The sequence below is a fragment of the Pseudoalteromonas sp. 2CM32C genome (assembly GCF_023161925.1).
GTDB classification, from domain to species: Bacteria; Pseudomonadota; Gammaproteobacteria; order Enterobacterales; family Alteromonadaceae; genus Pseudoalteromonas; species Pseudoalteromonas marina.
The window spans coordinates 208,318-224,202 of record NZ_JALNTI010000006.1; the positions used below are offsets into that span (position 1 = coordinate 208,318).

15 protein-coding genes are annotated in these 15,885 nt (G+C 39.1%); 7 read left to right on the forward strand and 8 right to left on the reverse strand.

All coding sequences use genetic code 11. From position 1 onward, the window contains the following. Window positions 1-113 precede the first annotated feature (113 nt). The gene (locus tag MTF67_RS12905) at window positions 114-1,175 is read right to left on the reverse strand and encodes a DUF3080 family protein (protein WP_248519738.1); all 1,062 of its coding nucleotides are present in this window, start codon (window positions 1,173-1,175) and stop codon (window positions 114-116) included. Continuing rightward, window positions 1,147-2,508, reverse strand: a complete 1,362-nt coding sequence (locus MTF67_RS12910) for an MATE family efflux transporter (RefSeq protein ID WP_248519739.1) — start codon at window positions 2,506-2,508, stop codon at window positions 1,147-1,149. Before MTF67_RS12910 ends, MTF67_RS12905 begins: the two co-directional genes overlap by 29 nt. A 128-nt stretch (window positions 2,509-2,636) precedes the next feature. On the opposite strand from MTF67_RS12910, the gene MTF67_RS12915 reads away from it, so the two are divergent. Further along, the gene (locus tag MTF67_RS12915) at window positions 2,637-3,263 is read left to right on the forward strand and encodes a riboflavin synthase (protein ID WP_058428797.1); all 627 of its coding nucleotides are present in this window, start codon (window positions 2,637-2,639) and stop codon (window positions 3,261-3,263) included. Here MTF67_RS12915 and MTF67_RS12920 read toward each other — a convergent pair. Continuing rightward, window positions 3,260-3,463, reverse strand: coding sequence for a CPXCG motif-containing cysteine-rich protein (locus tag MTF67_RS12920; protein WP_008128431.1), 204 nt, complete (start codon window positions 3,461-3,463; stop codon window positions 3,260-3,262). The two genes, MTF67_RS12915 and MTF67_RS12920, sit on opposite strands and share 4 nt — an antisense overlap. Window positions 3,464-3,599: 136 nt before the next feature. Continuing rightward, a complete protein-coding gene (locus MTF67_RS12925; RefSeq protein WP_248519740.1) occupies window positions 3,600-4,460 on the reverse strand; it encodes a fructosamine kinase family protein in 861 nt (286 codons plus the stop codon). Between the two features lie 124 nt (window positions 4,461-4,584). On the opposite strand from MTF67_RS12925, the gene MTF67_RS12930 reads away from it, so the two are divergent. Next, window positions 4,585-5,277, forward strand: a complete 693-nt coding sequence (locus tag MTF67_RS12930; RefSeq protein WP_058428799.1) for a hypothetical protein — start codon at window positions 4,585-4,587, stop codon at window positions 5,275-5,277. A 68-nt stretch (window positions 5,278-5,345) separates the two neighbouring features. Here MTF67_RS12930 and MTF67_RS12935 read toward each other — a convergent pair whose 3' ends face one another. Then, window positions 5,346-5,708, reverse strand: coding sequence for a DUF3718 domain-containing protein (locus MTF67_RS12935; protein ID WP_039037130.1), 363 nt, complete (start codon window positions 5,706-5,708; stop codon window positions 5,346-5,348). Between the two features lie 252 nt (window positions 5,709-5,960). Here MTF67_RS12935 and MTF67_RS12940 point away from each other — a divergent pair, with 252 nt between their 5' ends. The 3 genes from MTF67_RS12940 to MTF67_RS12950 all read left to right on the forward strand — a co-directional run bounded on the left by MTF67_RS12940 (window position 5,961) and on the right by MTF67_RS12950 (window position 9,483). Then, window positions 5,961-6,746 (forward strand): hypothetical protein, encoded by a 786-nt coding sequence (locus MTF67_RS12940; protein ID WP_010556372.1) that lies wholly within the window; start codon window positions 5,961-5,963, stop codon window positions 6,744-6,746. 100 nt (window positions 6,747-6,846) lie between these two features. Then, window positions 6,847-8,229 carry an amidohydrolase gene (locus MTF67_RS12945; RefSeq protein ID WP_248519741.1) on the forward strand — a complete coding sequence of 461 codons (1,383 nt, stop codon included), beginning with the start codon at window positions 6,847-6,849 and terminating at the stop codon, window positions 8,227-8,229. Window positions 8,230-8,241: 12 nt separating this feature from the next. Next, the gene (locus tag MTF67_RS12950; RefSeq protein WP_243530728.1) at window positions 8,242-9,483 is read left to right on the forward strand and encodes an amidohydrolase family protein; all 1,242 of its coding nucleotides are present in this window, start codon (window positions 8,242-8,244) and stop codon (window positions 9,481-9,483) included. A 145-nt stretch (window positions 9,484-9,628) separates the two neighbouring features. Here MTF67_RS12950 and MTF67_RS12955 read toward each other — a convergent pair whose 3' ends face one another. After that, the gene (locus tag MTF67_RS12955; protein ID WP_248519770.1) at window positions 9,629-11,851 is read right to left on the reverse strand and encodes an NADP-dependent isocitrate dehydrogenase; all 2,223 of its coding nucleotides are present in this window, start codon (window positions 11,849-11,851) and stop codon (window positions 9,629-9,631) included. 514 nt (window positions 11,852-12,365) lie between these two features. Continuing rightward, window positions 12,366-12,584: a cold shock domain-containing protein CspD gene (gene cspD / locus MTF67_RS12960; protein ID WP_006792879.1), complete on the reverse strand. Its 219-nt coding sequence runs from the start codon at window positions 12,582-12,584 to the stop codon at window positions 12,366-12,368. A 208-nt stretch (window positions 12,585-12,792) separates the two neighbouring features. On the opposite strand from cspD, the gene clpS reads away from it, so the two are divergent. Both clpS and clpA read left to right on the forward strand, forming a co-directional pair. Then, on the forward strand, window positions 12,793-13,101 hold the full coding sequence (gene clpS / locus MTF67_RS12965; protein ID WP_021032429.1) for an ATP-dependent Clp protease adapter ClpS: 309 nt from the start codon (window positions 12,793-12,795) through the stop codon (window positions 13,099-13,101). A 68-nt stretch (window positions 13,102-13,169) separates the two neighbouring features. Further along, window positions 13,170-15,431, forward strand: a complete 2,262-nt coding sequence (gene clpA / locus MTF67_RS12970; protein WP_010556376.1) for an ATP-dependent Clp protease ATP-binding subunit ClpA — start codon at window positions 13,170-13,172, stop codon at window positions 15,429-15,431. 192 nt (window positions 15,432-15,623) lie between these two features. Here the strand turns inward: clpA and infA are convergent, their stop codons facing one another. Then, the gene (gene infA, locus MTF67_RS12975; RefSeq protein WP_002962494.1) at window positions 15,624-15,842 is read right to left on the reverse strand and encodes a translation initiation factor IF-1; all 219 of its coding nucleotides are present in this window, start codon (window positions 15,840-15,842) and stop codon (window positions 15,624-15,626) included. Window positions 15,843-15,885 lie beyond the last annotated feature (43 nt).

Below are 15,885 nucleotides of genomic sequence, written 5' to 3' on the forward strand. Positions count from 1 at the left end.
GTATTACTATATTTAAGTAAGTTAATTGCTTAACAACGGCCGCTAATATATAGCGTGGGGCAGGTCGAATCAAGCACGTTTCGTGTTTTTAGGTTTATTTGCCGTTTTTTTATTCATATTGGGCTGATTTCACACGTTTTATAAAACTCTTGCCACCAAATAACATGCTGTTTAGCTGAGCTTTTCAATTGATTTAATAAATTGGTATTTGAGTTTGCTTTAATCAGCTGATTAATTTCATTAGTTGTTACACCTTCTTGGTACCACAGTTGATTTAATAAAGGCTGAAGCACTTCAAGAAAACCAATGAGTTGTGCTTGGTAAGGCTGAATTTGTGAAAGATAGAACTTTTGAAATATATTATTCATTATTTTAGCTTTATCTTTGTTTTTACCCACTGGGCATAGGGTGCTTAAATTGATGTTATGCACCAACCCCGTGGCGATTTTATTTAGCCTTATTTGTTGCCTGACAGATTTAATTAATGATTGATTAAACCTATATTTATTAAGCGTTTCGAGTGCTTGGTATATTGCATCTGTGTTTATTTTGTCAAATTGAGCCTGAGCTAATTGCGCTTTAATAGCAGTAAGTTTACGCATAGCCTCAATTGTGTCGCTAAAGCCTGCGGGTTCTTTACTTAATTCTGAAGCGGTTAGTGACCACGTGCGGTTGAGCTCTGGTTCCTCAATAAGGGCTGCATTAAAGTAATATAGTAAATCAGCTTGTTTTTGATTTTTTGCTTCATGTATTTTTTTATACGTTACTGAGGATTCATCGAGGGAGGCTAAGCAGCTGTTGGCGTTTTGAATAAAGTCTATTTGATATTTTAAACGCCCTGCAGCGGTTGCCGTTTTACCTAGTTGGTTATTGTGCTCACTTATAACCACATTTAAGTTACAACTGCTTATTCCTGCAAGCTCAACTATACCCAGTGTTATTTTATTGTTGTTGAGTTCGTTTAACGGGTTTAATTTGAGTGAGTTAAGCGCTGGGAGGTCTTCTGATTTGTTGTCGGTTATATTTTCAAGGCGTTTTATATAGGTGTTGTTTGTATTACTGGGGGCCTCTGTGCAAGCACTTAGCATAGTAGCGGGTAGTATTAGTAACACGCATACTAATACTAACTGCTTTATGTTATTTAAATTAAGCTTGTTGGCTAATAAATGGTTCATGTTTAAAGCGCTTACTAACGGTTATCATTAACAAAATGGCTGCAACGGTGAGCCCGACAATTATACCAATCCAAAATCCGTGCGGCCCCATTGCCGGCACAATTATATCTGTTCTTGCCAATACGTAGCCTAAGCTAAAGCCGATTAACCAATACGAAATAAACGTGATGTAAGAAATAGGGGCAGTGTGTTTTAATCCTCTTAAAATGCCATTTGCTGCAACTTGCAGGGCATCGGGTAGTTGATAAATACAGGCTAAAATCATAATTGAGGTCGCAAGGGCAATAACCGCAGGGCTGTCTGTGTATAGCTGGCTTATCACATCACGACCTATAAATGTTATGAATGCTAAGAACAGTGCGATTAATATAGCCAGTAGATAACTTGTCGATACGGCTATTTTTAACTGTTCAAACTTATTCTGGCCATACAAGTTACCAATTCGAATGCTAATGGCAATAGAGAGGCTTAGCGGCATCATAAACAGTAACGCGGTAACACTTGCTGCAATTTGATGCCCTGATACAGCAACCGCTCCTAAGTGGGCAATAAAGAGTGGAATACATGCAAAAAGTGTTACTTCAAAAAAAGTAGCCAAAGAGATAGGAATACCTAATTTTGTAATAGTGGCGATAGTTGTTATATTTGGTTTTTCAAACGGTGTGAGCAGCCCTTTGGCATCTATCTTTTTACTCATTTGGCAATAAGTGACCTGCGCTAATGCCATCACTGTTAAAACAATAGCTGTTGCTATACCACAGCCAGCTCCGCCATAGGCGGGAAGGCCAAATAAACCATTTATGAAAATGTAGTTAGCAGGAATATTAACGGCTAATCCGAGTAAGCTAATATAAAAGGCCGGTTTTGTCATGCCCATGCCTTCGGTCATGTTTCGGTAGGTTGTAAAAATTAAAAATCCAAACACTCCCCATTTAACAAATTGAATATAGTCGAAAGCGAGGCTCGCAATAGCCGGGCTTGTATCTAGCTGTAATATAATAATGTTGGCCAAGTAGGCAATACTAAAGCCTGTAATACACAGTAAAACGGTTAAATATAAAGCTTGTTGAAAATAGTGGCTTATGCCTTTTTTGTCATTGGCGCCGGCAAATTGTGCAATTATGCCAGTTAGTGCTAACAAAATACCTTGCAACGCTAAAAGTAGTGGGTTCCAAATACCAGTAGCAATAGAAAGCGCAGCTAGGTCGGTAGGGCTGACCTGACCTGCCATTATGGTGTCGACCACCGACATTAATATAAGGGTAACTTGTGCTAAAAAAACAGGCAGCGCGAGAGAAAGTAAACGCTTAGCTTCCCAATTACAAAAGGTCATAAAAACAGCTATTTAATGAGTAAGGCTGTAATTGTAATCTATTGTCTTTGAAATAAAAATCTAAGGAGTGAATGATTTTATAATTCGATACGTTAAACTATTACTTTGTCATAACTTAACGAGATTTTATGTTTACAGGTATAGTACAAACTCAAGCTACTGTGGTGTCTAAAACCCATAATGAGGGTGTGTTACGTTTAGTGGTGTCGGTGAGCGATGACTACGTTAAACACCTAGATTTAGGAGCCAGTATTGCGATTAATGGGTGTTGTTTAACAGTAGTAAAAGTTGAGCTAAGTAACCAAGATGTAGTCGCGCAAGTTCACTTTGACGTGATTGACGAAACACTTCAATTAACTAATCTAGGGCTTCTTGAGCTGGGCAGTTTAGTAAATTACGAGCGCTCTGTTACTTTTGGCACAGAACTGGGTGGGCATATTGTATCGGGACACATTCACTGTTCGGCTAAAATAAATCAAATAATTAATACTCAAAGCAACTGCAAAATTCAGGTAAGTTTACCGGTAAAGTGGCAAAAATATGTATTGTACAAAGGCTTTGTCGCCATTAATGGTGCTAGTTTAACAGTAGGCGAGATTGACGAGCAGGGCTTTTGGTTGCATTTGATCCCAGAAACATTAGCAATTACAAACTTAGGTAAAGCGCAAGTGGGTGATGAGCTAAATATAGAGGTCGATCAGCAAACTTACACTATTGTTAACACCGTAGAAAACTACCTGCGTCATCAAAATTAAAAAATTTGTTCGTCGTCACTGTCTACGTGTAGCTCTAATTTATTGTTTGCATGGTCTATGTGCATATTTAAATGGATTGGGTTGCAACAGGCAGTGCAGTCTTCAATATAGTCCTGATCGCCCATGCTGGCATCTAAATCCAAATGAATGTGGTGTCCGCAAAACGGGCAGCTAATACGTTGTGATAAAAAGTCTTTCATAATCACTCCAAATACAAATAACTTAAGCAGAGCTTGGAATGTTTTTATTCTAACCACGGCTTAATGACGTAAAACTGAACTCCTTAGAACCCTTTAAATATAGTCTGTTTAGCGTGTTATGACAGTTTATTTACACTTATTGCATAAGCTTATCTATATGTTGTTTAGCTTCAGTAAGATAGTGCCCAGCAAAAATATTTGCATGATTTAAAATAGGGTATAGTTGGTAAATATGTTTACGTTTTTGATAGCTTGGTAGAAGAGGATATTGCTTATTATAGGCAACATAAAATTCATCGGGTAGTGGCGCAAATAGCTCGCTCATTGCTATATCCACTTCCCGATCACCATAATAACAAGCGGGATTGAATACGGTCGGTACTTCTTTTAAAAAGCCCAAGTTGCCTCGCCAAAAATCACCATGTAACAAAGATGGGCTCACAACATGACTATGTAGTTGTGCTTTAACTTCATTAATTATGTGCTCGGGATTGGCAAATTTAATGCCTTTTTCGGCTAATAGTTGTAATTGCCACCCTATGCGTTCTTCGCCAAAGAATACATCCCACTTTTTGTGCCAACGATTTGGTTGAACTGTGGTAGCTAAGTGATTATCTATATCAAAGCCAAACATTGCCTGGTCATGCTTTTGGTGCATTTGCGCTAGTTGAGTGCCCATTTTTTGCCATTGGCAATAGGGCTGCTCATCAAGATCTAACCAGGTAAGTACGATAAATGAAAATTCAATGTTAGCACCTGATGTAATGCAGGTTGGAACATTAAAATAACTATTATTAGCAAGCATCTGTAAGCCCCTAGATTCACTTTCTAATCGCTCAAGTTCGCTTTTGAGCGCAATTTTAACAAAGTAGCTTTGTGTGCCATTGCTTATATGAAAATATTTATCGGTTGTTGTGCTTTGCAGTTGTCGCTTTTGTGTGTGTTTAAAGTCAGTATTTGTAGCTTGGCTAATGTGCTCGTTAATTGCTTTCCACATAATAGTTGCTCGTATTTTATACAGACACTTAAACTATGGCAAAAAGGGATTAATTTAACAAACTAAACGTTGTAAAATTAGCGAATGTGTCGCACAAAGTGACGCTAACTGTAATGGAGTAAAAATGAACAAAAGTTTTATAACCAATTTACTAGCAAGTATTTGTGTAGCTGCAGGATTGATATTTGATCAGCCAGTAGTTTTGTCGGTGGGGTTATTTGCACTTTCTGGCGCAGTGACCAATTTATTGGCTATTCATATGCTATTTGAAAAGGTGCCGTTTTTATATGGGTCTGGTGTTATTGCGCTCAAGTTTGAGAGCTTTAAAGTTGCTATACGAAACCTAATACTCACTGAGTTTTTCTCCGAACAAAAAATTAATAATTTACTCAACAAGGCGCAGCCTAATATCGACTTTGAACCGATCATTAGTAATGTTGATTTAAATCCAGCTTTCGATAATTTACTCGAGGTTATAGAGCAATCGCAATTTGGTAGCATGTTGGGTATGTTTGGAGGCACTGCTGCAATAGAGCCAATGCGTGAAAAATTTATTGAAAAAATGCAACTTTCGTTGGCACAAATTTCTCAAACAGAGGACTTCAAAGCGTTAGTAACGCGAACGCTTTCACAAGGAAATAGTGCTCAAGGGTTGCACAGCACAGTTCTTAAACTTGTTGATGAACGCCTTGATGAATTAACCCCTAAAATGGTGAAAGAAATAATTCAAACAATGATACGCGAGCACTTAGGTTGGTTAGTTGTTTGGGGTGGAGTATTTGGCGGTTTATTTGGTTTAATTGCGGGTGTTCTTTAAGCAATAAAGTTAAAAATAAAACTAAGCAGGTTATAGTTATGCCTGCTTAGCTATAACGTTTAAACATGTTATTGCGGAGACGAAATAACAACGATTTCAGGTGATGACACCTTTGCTAAATCTTTAATTGAAGTGCGAGTACTGCTTTCAATATTTAAGTAATTAGCACTTTTATCTAAATTATAACGCGCTACAAAATCACCCATAGGTAAGTTATTACACGTTAGTTTATTGCTGATAATGCTTTTTTTAACGTTCAATGACTGCTGTGTTTTGCGTAGTACATATGCTTTATTAGACGCAACAGCCATACAAATTTGTGTGCCTGGCGTTGAGTCGGCTGCTACAAATTGTGTTGCTGATACAGGTGCTGCTAATGCTGCACTACCAATTACAAGTGTTGTACATAATGCTGTTTTAAATGTATTCATTTTACTTTTCCTCGTTGTTTGCGGTTGCAAGCTAATTATTAAACTAATTAATTAAAAAAGCTGTTAACCAAACGCAACAAGCTGTAAGCAAGTATGTTTAATGTACACACTTACTTATAGGCTTATGAAAAAGCATATTTTTAAGTGTGTTTTTTGACACACTTTCATAAAAATAATTTATTGATACTGACATATTTTTTTAGGCTGGTATTATCGCCCCATAAATTGATGTGTAGATTTTTAGGATAAACAGTGAGTAAAGCGTTAGCCAGTTATTACCAACAAGCCTATGCCTGCGAACAACAACATTTTAATCAGTGTTTTTATTGTGGCTGCGAAGCAACTGAACGCGATCATTGTCCGCCTCTTCATATGCTGCAAAGTATTATTGATTTAGGCGAGGATGCCGACTTTATTTCAATTCCTGCTTGTTATGAATGTTATGCGCTATTACATAACGAACGACTAATGACGATTGACGAGCGCTTTACCAAAATTAAAAAAAAGCTGTCTAATAAATATGCCAAAGCACTGCGTGTCTACAATATGTGGGAAGAAAACGAATTAAGTGACATGAGTGATGAGTTTGCTCACAGTATTCAGGCCGGTATGAAATTAGGAAAAGAAGCCGCAGAGCGATTGGCATTTACAGGTTTTAGTTACGCCACTGAAGAGGCACGTGTCACAGTGCGCGAAAAAACCAAAGAGTTTGATGTAGAAGGTAACGTTTTTACCGATTTTAAAGACGCACTGAATTTCTGCATTACCTCTTTAAATGTGCAAAAAAGTGACTTTTATAAAATTTTAGTTGAAGACTACAACGGCGATTTTAACAAAGCCCTTAGTCAGTACCGTCATCGCCACGACAAGGTAACAGCGGCTAAAGATGGTAATACTCTTATTAAAGATTTTTCTAAATTACATAAGCAAAATTCAGATTTTGTAACTCGCACGGTCAAACATTTTATCAGCAAAGATCCGTCCCTCACCACAGAGGGCGCACTAGAAAAGCTATATAACAATTATATAAAAAAATAATCACGTAAATTCATCTTAATTTACCGCGTTTTCACCTGTTTTTTTAGCTTTATGCCCAAGCTTTCGCTAAAGTATTAAAAAAACAGGAGAACCAAACAACATGAATAAATTTGCTCCCTCTTTATTAGCAGTTGGCTTAGCCGCTGCACTTGTAGGTTGCCAAGAAAATGGCCCGCAAGATGATAAGATTACTATTAACAAAAACCCATACCCAAGTACTTACACGCCAATCTCTACAACAAGCACACTCATCACAAACGCGACTGTTCTTACAGGGACTGGCGAACGCTTAGATGACGCTGATGTACTATTGGTCGATGGTAAAGTACAGCAAGTAGGTAAAGACTTAGCTGTAAAAGCAGACACAACGATTGATGCACAAGGTAAATGGGTAACACCAGGTATTATTGATGTTCATTCACATTTGGGTGCCTATCCAAATCCATCGGTAGAATCACATCAAGATGGTAACGAAATGACCAGCCCAAATACGGCCGAAGTGTGGGTAGAGCACTCTGTTTGGCCGCAAGATCCAGGATTTAACCGTGCGCGCGAAGGCGGTATTACGTCTCTTCAAATTTTACCAGGCTCAGCTAATTTATTTGGCGGACGTGGTGTAACACTTAAAAACGTGCCTGCGCATACAATGCAAGGGATGAAATTTCCTGATGCACCGTATGGACTAAAAATGGCATGTGGTGAAAACCCAAAACGCGTATATGGTCGTAAAGGCGTATTGCCTTCAACACGTATGGGTAATATGGCTGGTTACCGCACTGCGTGGATTGGCGCGCAAGAATATAAGCGAGCATGGGATAAGTACGATACAGAATACGCAGAAGGTAAAAACCCTGAAGCCCCGAATCGAGATATAAAGTACGATACATTACGTGGCGTTCTTGAAGGCGAAGTAATGATCCACAATCATTGTTATAAAGCCGAAGAAATGGCGATGATGATTGATCTTTCTAAAGAATTTAATTATCACGCGGGTACGTTCCATCACGGTATTGAAGCATACAAAATTGCAGATTTGTTAGCTGATAATGGCTCGTGTGCTGCATTGTGGCCAGACTGGTGGGGCTTTAAAATGGAAGCCTACGACATGGTTCAAGAAAACGTTGCCATTGTTGATGCGGTTAAAAACTCGTGTGCCGTTGTTCACTCAGATTCAGACACAACCATTCAACGCTTAAATCAAGAAGCGGCTAAAGTAATGTATCGTGCTAATGAAAATGGCTTTGATATTTCAGAAGAGCATGCAATTAAGTGGATCACCACTAACGCAGCAAAATCATTAGGTATTGACGATAAGACAGGCTCGCTAGAGGCAGGTAAACAAGGCGATTTGGTTATTTGGAACCAGAGCCCGTTTAGCGTTTACGCAAAAGCTGAGCAAGTATTTGTTGATGGTGCAAAAGTTTACGATAGAAACGATAGCACTTATCAGGCAACCAGTGATTTTATGTTAGGTCAAAAATAAGGAGCACCCAGAATGAAAAATTTATCACGTTCGTTTTCGCTATCTCTGGTTGCTGCCGGATTACTAGCCTCTGGTGCTGTAAACGCACAGTCATTGGCTATTATTAATGCAACTATCCATACATCAACAGAGCAAGGCGTATTAAAAGGCGCAAGCATTGTTATGGATAACGGGAAAATTACAGCTATTAACCCGGCAGAAGTAAGTGCTGATGAAATTATTGATGCCAATGGTAAAATTGTTACTCCTGGTTTTATTGCAAGCAATAACCAACTTGGTTTAGTTGAAGTGGGTGCGGTTGCAGGCTCTCGCGATGCGGGTGACGACAAAGCAGGTATAGATTTTGATGTGAGCCTTGCATATAACGCACATTCAAGCTTAATACCTTATGCACGTAAAGGCGGCGTTACACGAGATGTAATTACCCCTTATGGCGGCGATAGTATTTTTGCAGGTTTGGCTAGTGTGGTTGATTTAAGTGGCAGCCTTGAAAGCGACGTTCAAAAACAAGCAGCGTTAGTTGTGCATTTAGGTGAGCGAAGAAAAGGCTCGCGTGCTTTTACACTGCAAACATTAATTAATAAGCTAGATGCTCATCAAACCAAATTAAGCAAAAAAGATAAAAAAGACGACGATAAACCAAGTACTGAAGACAAAGTAATGGCTAAAGTACTTTCTGGCGACATGCCATTGGTTATAAGCGTTTCGCGTGCTGCTGATATTATTGAGCTTATTAAAGTGAAAGAGCAATTTGGTGTTAACTTAGTACTAAGTGGAGCACAAGATGCCGTTGTTGTTAAAGAGCATATTGCTAAAGCTAATATCCCAGTAATTATTAGCGCTATGGACAACTTACCAGGAAGCTTCGATTCTTTACACGCTAACTTAAATAATGCAGGTTTACTTGAAAAAGCTGGTGTTAAAGTACTTTTAACGGTTGGTGGAGATGCAAGTCACAATATTTATCAGCTTCGCTATGACGCAGGGAACGCTGTATCTTATGGCATGAGCCAACAAGGTGCACTGAAAGCTGTTACATCAAATGTTGCTGACGTATTCGGTATTAATGCGGGCAGTATTGAGGTGGGTAAAGCCGCTGATGTAGTGATGTGGACTAATGATCCGTTTGAAATAAGCAGTAACGTAAGTCGTATGTTTATTAATGGCACGGAGGTGTCTACACAGTCTCGCCAAGATAAATTACGTGACCGTTATACTACTGATTCAAACATGCCAAGAGCTTACACTAAGTAAATAGTGGGCGTTATATCAACCCGACAATTGGGATTTGATAAAGCGAGTTGATATTAACTTTAAAAGGTCGCATTAAGCGGCCTTTTTTAATAGGCATAAAAAAACCGCTTACTTTAAAAGTAAGCGGTTTTATTTTTACTATTTATTACACTAATTTAGCAAGGATATCGTTAAATGTAGTGCTTGGACGCATTGCTTCAAAAGCGGCTGCGTCATTAGGCTGGAAGTAACCACCTAATTCAACAGTAGGGCCTTGAGCATCGTTTAATTCGTTTACGATCGCGTCTTTATTTGCCTCTAGATCGCTCGCAATTTGAGTGAACTGTGCTTTAAGTTCGCTATCGTCATTTTGCTTAGCAAGTTCTTGAGCCCAAAATAAAGATAAGAAGAAATGAGAACCACGGTTATCAATTTCTTTAACTTTACGTGAAGGCGATTTGTTTTCAGCAAGGAAAGTACCCGTTGCTTTATCAAGCGTATCTGCAAGTACTTGAGCCTTGTTGTTACCAGTAGTTACACTTAAATGCTCTAGTGATGCTGCAAGTGCTAAAAACTCACCTAAAGAATCCCAACGTAAGTGGTTTTCTTTTTCAAACTGCTGAACGTGCTTAGGTGCAGAACCACCTGCGCCAGTTTCAAATAAGCCACCACCGTTCATAAGTGGAACAATTGAAAGCATTTTAGCACTTGTACCCAGCTCTAAAATTGGGAACAAATCTGTTAGGTAATCACGTAGTACGTTACCTGTTACAGAAATAGTATCTTTACCTTCTTTAATGCGACCTAAAGAGAATAAAGTGGCTTCAAGTGGGGCTAAAATTTGAATATCTAGGCCAGCTGTGTCGTGATCTGGTAGGTATTTATTTACTTTTTTGATTAGCTGAGCATCGTGTGCACGATTTTCGTCTAACCAAAAAATAGCAGGAACGCCAGTGGCACGTGCACGGTTAACAGCAAGTTTAACCCAATCTTGGATTGGTGCATCTTTAACCTGACACATACGCCAGATATCGCCTTGCTCAACACTGTGCTCAAGTAGAGTATTACCTGCTGTATCAACTACACGAATAGTACCCGCTGCTTTTGCTTCGAACGTCTTGTCGTGTGAACCGTATTCTTCTGCTTTTTGAGCCATAAGGCCAACGTTTGGAACGCTACCCATTGTCGTTGGATCAAACGCACCGTGTTCTTTACAAAAATCAATAGTTGCTTGATAAACGCCAGAGTAACAACGATCAGGAATTACAAAACTTGTGTCTTGTAATTTACCGTCATTGTTCCACATTTGACCGCTTGAACGAATTGCAGCAGGCATAGATGCATCGATGATCACATCACTTGGCACGTGTAAGTTTGTGATTCCACGGTCAGAATCAACCATAGCAATAGCAGGGCGCTCAGCATATACAGCTTGAATATCGGCTTCAATTTCAGCGCGTTTAGCATCGTCTAATGTTTGAATTTTAGAGTAAACATCGCCTAAACCGTTATTAACATCAACACCTAGCTCTTCAAAAAGATCACCGTGTTTTGCAAATACGTCTTTATAGAATACTTTGACAGCGTGACCAAATATGATTGGGTCAGACACTTTCATCATTGTTGCTTTCATGTGAAGCGAGAATAAAACGCCTTTTTCTTTAGCAGCATCAATTTCAGCAGCTAAAAAAGCCTGTAGCTTAGCAGCACTTATGCGAGAAGCATCAATTACTTCACCAGCTAGTAGTGGTGTGCTTTGTTTAAGAACAGTTGTATCACCGTTTGTAGCAATATGCTCGATGCGTACGTCAGTTGCTTCTTCGATAGTTGTTGATTGCTCTGAACCAAAGAAATCGCCTTCGCTCATGCTTGCAACGTAAGAGGCAGAGTCTTTGCTCCACGCGCCCATTGAATGTGGGTTATTGCGTGCGTACTCTTTTACAGAACCAGGTGCACGACGGTCAGAGTTACCTTCACGTAATACAGGGTTTACCGCACTACCTTTAACTTTGTCGTATGCAGCTTGGATTGCTTTTTCTTCGTCGTTTTTAGGCTCAACAGGGTAATCTGGAAGGGCATAGCCTTTTGCTTGAAGCTCTTTTATCACAGCGCGTAACTGTGGAACTGAAGCACTAATGTTTGGAAGTTTGATGATATTAGCTTCAGGTGTTTTTGCAAGCTCACCTAGTTCAGCAAGTGCATCACCAATACGTTGTTCTTCTGTTAAATAATCAGGGAAGCTAGCAATTACACGACCTGCTAATGAGATATCGCGAGTTTCAACTTCAACACCTGCTGCATTTGTATATGCTTGGATGATCGGTAGCAACGAGTAAGTTGCTAGTGCCGGAGCTTCGTCCGTTTTTGTATAGATAATTTTTGATGTCATCATCATTCCTAGATAGTCGGCCATTTGGCCTTATTCAACAATGCAAAGAAATCATTAAAGCTGAAAGAGTACATACCATAGTGTTTTAATACATACGTTCAGATAATGAATAGTTTGTTAGGTGTTGGTACTCGTGTAGCTTTACAGTTAAAGCAGAATAGTCACACCTGACGAACTGTGGTCATATTTATAGCTAAAAATATAATAAAAATAAATTAGCCTTTAGACTAGTATATTTTATGTGCTCAGCAAGTTGAGCTAATTGCTATGTTTTGCGTAAATTTTTAGCATCAAGAGTGTAACAAGCTTGAATACAAAGGGCTAGAGTTTGAGCCTGCTCACAAGCAGTTAAACGGTTAACTCTTAGAATATTGGGGTATATGAAATAAAATCAAGGACAAGGGTTGAAAATAAAGAAAAAGAAACAATTTATATCGATGAAGGGTAAATAGAAGTGTGAGGAATTAAGCGAGGAGCCTAATAGGTCGCTCGCTTTAGTCGAATAAAACAACCGTCACTCTAAAATGTCGCCGTCTAAGGCAATATTTTTAGCGTGCAAGCCCTTGGGGCCTTGTTCTAATTCGAATGTTACATCTTGTCCAGCTTTAAGCGTTTTATAACCGTCCATTACAATTGTAGAGTAATGGGCGAAAATATCATTCTCGCAGCCGTCTTCAACGATGAAACCAAAACCTTTAGCATTGTTAAACCATTTAACTTTACCACAAGCCATACTTCTACATCCTTCAATAAGTTGACTAATTTAGTTATTCTAAACCATATTATTTGCTAGACTGATTAAGGATTAATCAATCTATGTTTGACTGTAGTTTATTTAATCAATCAGTCAAGCTTTTTGAGATATTTTTTAACATTTTATTTATTTTTTATTCAAGTTTGCTTGAGTTCCTAAGACAAGACTATATTTAATTATGAGTGGTATGAAAGATTCAGGTGTTATCGATACAGTTCGCGACAGTGAAAAGCAAAAGCTACAGCCGCCGCGGAAATACAAAGTTGTTTTAAATAATGACGATTACACGCCGATGGACTTTGTAATAGAAGTTTTAACGACGTTTTTTAATATGGATAGCGATAGAGCAACCGACGTGATGCTTCAAGTTCACGAAAAAGGTAAAGGCATTTGTGGCGTTTACAGCGCTGATGTAGCTTATACCAAAGTTGAACAAGTTAACCGCTACTCGCGTGATAACGAGCATCCGCTGCTTTGTAGTTGTGAGCAGGAATAAATACCAACTAGGGTGATCACACACCTGTTTGTTGTGGTATACATTATTATCTCAGTAAGGGGTTGCCAATGCTAAACAAAGACTTAGAACTTACATTAAATGCCGCGTTTCGTGAAGCGCGCACTCGCCGTCATGAATTTATGACTGTCGAGCACCTTTTACTTGCGCTATTAGATAACCCTTCTGCTTCAGAAGCGCTAAATGCGTGTGGTGTTAACATTTCAGGTTTAAAATACGAATTGCTTGAATTTATTGATGAAACAACACCAGTTATCCCCGATTTAGAAGAAGAGCGTGAAACACAACCTACGCTTGGTTTTCAACGAGTATTACAGCGTGCGGTGTTTCATGTTCAATCATCAGGTAAAAACGAAGTTACCGGCGTAAATGTGTTGGTTGCTATTTTTTCTGAGCAAGAAAGCCAAGCCGTTTATCTGCTTAAGAAAAATGATGTTTCGCGCTTAGACATTGTTAACTTTATTTCTCATGGGATTTCAAAAACCGATGATGATTTAGGCGACGATACGGACGACATAAACGAAGAAGTGCAAGAAGTTCAAAATGAAGAGGTCAGCAAGCTAGACAGCTTCACTACTAACTTAAATGCACAAGCACGCGATGGTAATATTGATCCATTGATTGGCCGTGACAGTGAAGTTGAACGTGCGGTACAAGTGTTGTGTCGTCGTAAAAAGAATAACCCATTGCTTGTAGGTGAAGCGGGTGTGGGTAAAACAGCGATTGCTGAAGGGTTAGCTTATCGTATTGTTAACGAGCAAGTTCCTGAAGTGATTGCAGATGCAGTGGTTTACTCGTTAGACATGGGCGCATTACTTGCTGGTACAAAATACCGTGGCGATTTTGAAAAACGTTTTAAAAGTTTATTAAAAGAGCTACAAGCAAAACCAGGCTCTATTTTATTTATTGATGAAATTCATACCATCATTGGGGCAGGCGCTGCGTCAGGTGGGGTTATGGATGCCTCTAATTTACTTAAGCCATTACTTTCAAGTGGTAAGCTCCGTTGTATGGGGTCAACAACTTACAACGAGTATAAAAATATTTTTGAAAAAGACCGTGCATTAGTTCGTCGTTTTCAAAAAATTGATGTACTTGAGCCAAGTGTTGCCGATACCACTAAAATTCTGAATGGCCTGAAAGATCGTTATGAAGAACACCATGGTATTCGTTACACACAAAAAGCGTTAAAAGCTGCGGCTGAGCTGAGTGCTAAATACATTAACGAGCGTCACTTACCTGATAAAGCCATTGACGTAATAGATGAAGCCGGTGCAAACCAGCGTTTGCAGCCAAGCTCTAAACGTAAAAAAACCATTGGTGTGTCAGACATTGAAATGATCATATCCAAAATGGCGCGCATTCCACCACAAAATGTATCGTCATCGGACAAAGAAACGCTTAAAAATATTGATCGTAATCTTAAAATGTTGGTGTTTGGTCAAGATCAGTCAATTGATGCACTTACATCGGCAATCCGTTTGTCACGTTCAGGGCTAACAAGTGAAGAAAAACCAGTGGGTTCTTTCTTATTCGCTGGTCCTACCGGTGTTGGTAAAACAGAGGTAACTAAGCAGCTTGCTAAGTGCATGGGTGTTGAGTTCATTCGTTTTGATATGTCGGAATATGTTGAGCGTCATGCAATTAGCCGCTTAATTGGTGCACCGCCAGGTTATGTTGGTTTTGAGCAGGGCGGTTTGCTAACCGAGGCTGTTATTAAGAACCCTCATGCGGTGGTTTTACTCGATGAGATTGAAAAAGCGCATCCAGACATTTACAACATTTTATTGCAGGTAATGGATCACGGTACATTAACCGACAACAATGGCCGTAAAGCTGACTTTAGAAATGTTGTGCTGGTAATGACCACTAATGCCGGCGTGCAAGAAACAACTCGCAAGTCAATTGGCTTTAGTGAGCAGGATCATACACACGATGCAATGGGTGAAATTAACAAAACATTTTCACCAGAGTTTAGAAACCGCTTAGATAACATTATTTGGTTTAACCATCTTGAACGTGAAGTTATTTTGTTGGTGGTTGATAAATTTATTGTAGAACTGCAGGCACAGCTTGATAAGAAGTCGGTTAATTTTGAATTGACCTCTAAGGCACGTGAATGGTTAGCTGAAAAAGGATACGATAAAGCGATGGGTGCACGCCCAATGGCGCGTGTTATTCAAGAAGAGCTCAAAAAGCCACTCGCAAACGAAATACTGTTTGGTAAGTTGGCTGATGGCGGCACAGTGAAGGTGTCGGTAAAAGACAAGAAAATCCGTTTTGATTACGAAAGTAGTTTAACACCAGCATAAACGGCATAAGACTCTAAATGGCTCGCTTGTAATACCGGGCCATTTTTTATTTTAGGCAACAAAAAACCCAGCAAAAGCTGGGTTTTTTGTTTATTAAATGTAATTGCTAGTCAAAGTCCATCAATTACATTTAATAAACGCTTAAAGCTAGTTATGCACTAGCCAAAAACTAAATCTCGTTTACGCACTTACTTAGCGAGCACGGAATACGATACGACCTTTCGATAAATCGTAAGGAGTCATTTCTACCGTTACTTTATCGCCGGTTAAAATACGGATATAGTTTTTGCGCATTTTACCTGAAATATGAGCCACAACTACGTGACCATTTTCTAGCTCAACTCGGAACATTGTATTTGGTAAAGTATCAAGGACAGTCCCTTGCATTTCGATTACGTCTTCTTTCGCCATGTTTAGCGTAACACCTCTTTAATAGTTAAACGCTGCAGATTTT

Bases quoted from the DNA above. Each gene is read 5' to 3' on its own strand.
- MTF67_RS12905 (WP_248519738.1), bottom strand. From the start codon at position 1,175: ATGAACCATTTATTAGCCAACAAGCTTAATTTAAATAACATAAAGCAG.
- MTF67_RS12910 (WP_248519739.1), bottom strand. From the start codon at position 2,508: ATGACCTTTTGTAATTGGGAAGCTAAGCGTTTACTTTCTCTCGCGCTG.
- MTF67_RS12915 (WP_058428797.1), top strand. From the start codon at position 2,637: ATGTTTACAGGTATAGTACAAACTCAAGCTACTGTGGTGTCTAAAACC.
- MTF67_RS12920 (WP_008128431.1), bottom strand. From the start codon at position 3,463: ATGAAAGACTTTTTATCACAACGTATTAGCTGCCCGTTTTGCGGACAC.
- MTF67_RS12925 (WP_248519740.1), bottom strand. From the start codon at position 4,460: ATGTGGAAAGCAATTAACGAGCACATTAGCCAAGCTACAAATACTGAC.
- MTF67_RS12930 (WP_058428799.1), top strand. From the start codon at position 4,585: ATGAACAAAAGTTTTATAACCAATTTACTAGCAAGTATTTGTGTAGCT.
- MTF67_RS12935 (WP_039037130.1), bottom strand. From the start codon at position 5,708: ATGAATACATTTAAAACAGCATTATGTACAACACTTGTAATTGGTAGT.
- MTF67_RS12945 (WP_248519741.1), top strand. From the start codon at position 6,847: ATGAATAAATTTGCTCCCTCTTTATTAGCAGTTGGCTTAGCCGCTGCA.
- MTF67_RS12950 (WP_243530728.1), top strand. From the start codon at position 8,242: ATGAAAAATTTATCACGTTCGTTTTCGCTATCTCTGGTTGCTGCCGGA.
- MTF67_RS12955 (WP_248519770.1), bottom strand. From the start codon at position 11,851: ATGACATCAAAAATTATCTATACAAAAACGGACGAAGCTCCGGCACTA.
- cspD (WP_006792879.1), bottom strand. From the start codon at position 12,584: ATGGCTTGTGGTAAAGTTAAATGGTTTAACAATGCTAAAGGTTTTGGT.
- clpS (WP_021032429.1), top strand. From the start codon at position 12,793: ATGAAAGATTCAGGTGTTATCGATACAGTTCGCGACAGTGAAAAGCAA.
- clpA (WP_010556376.1), top strand. From the start codon at position 13,170: ATGCTAAACAAAGACTTAGAACTTACATTAAATGCCGCGTTTCGTGAA.
- infA (WP_002962494.1), bottom strand. From the start codon at position 15,842: ATGGCGAAAGAAGACGTAATCGAAATGCAAGGGACTGTCCTTGATACT.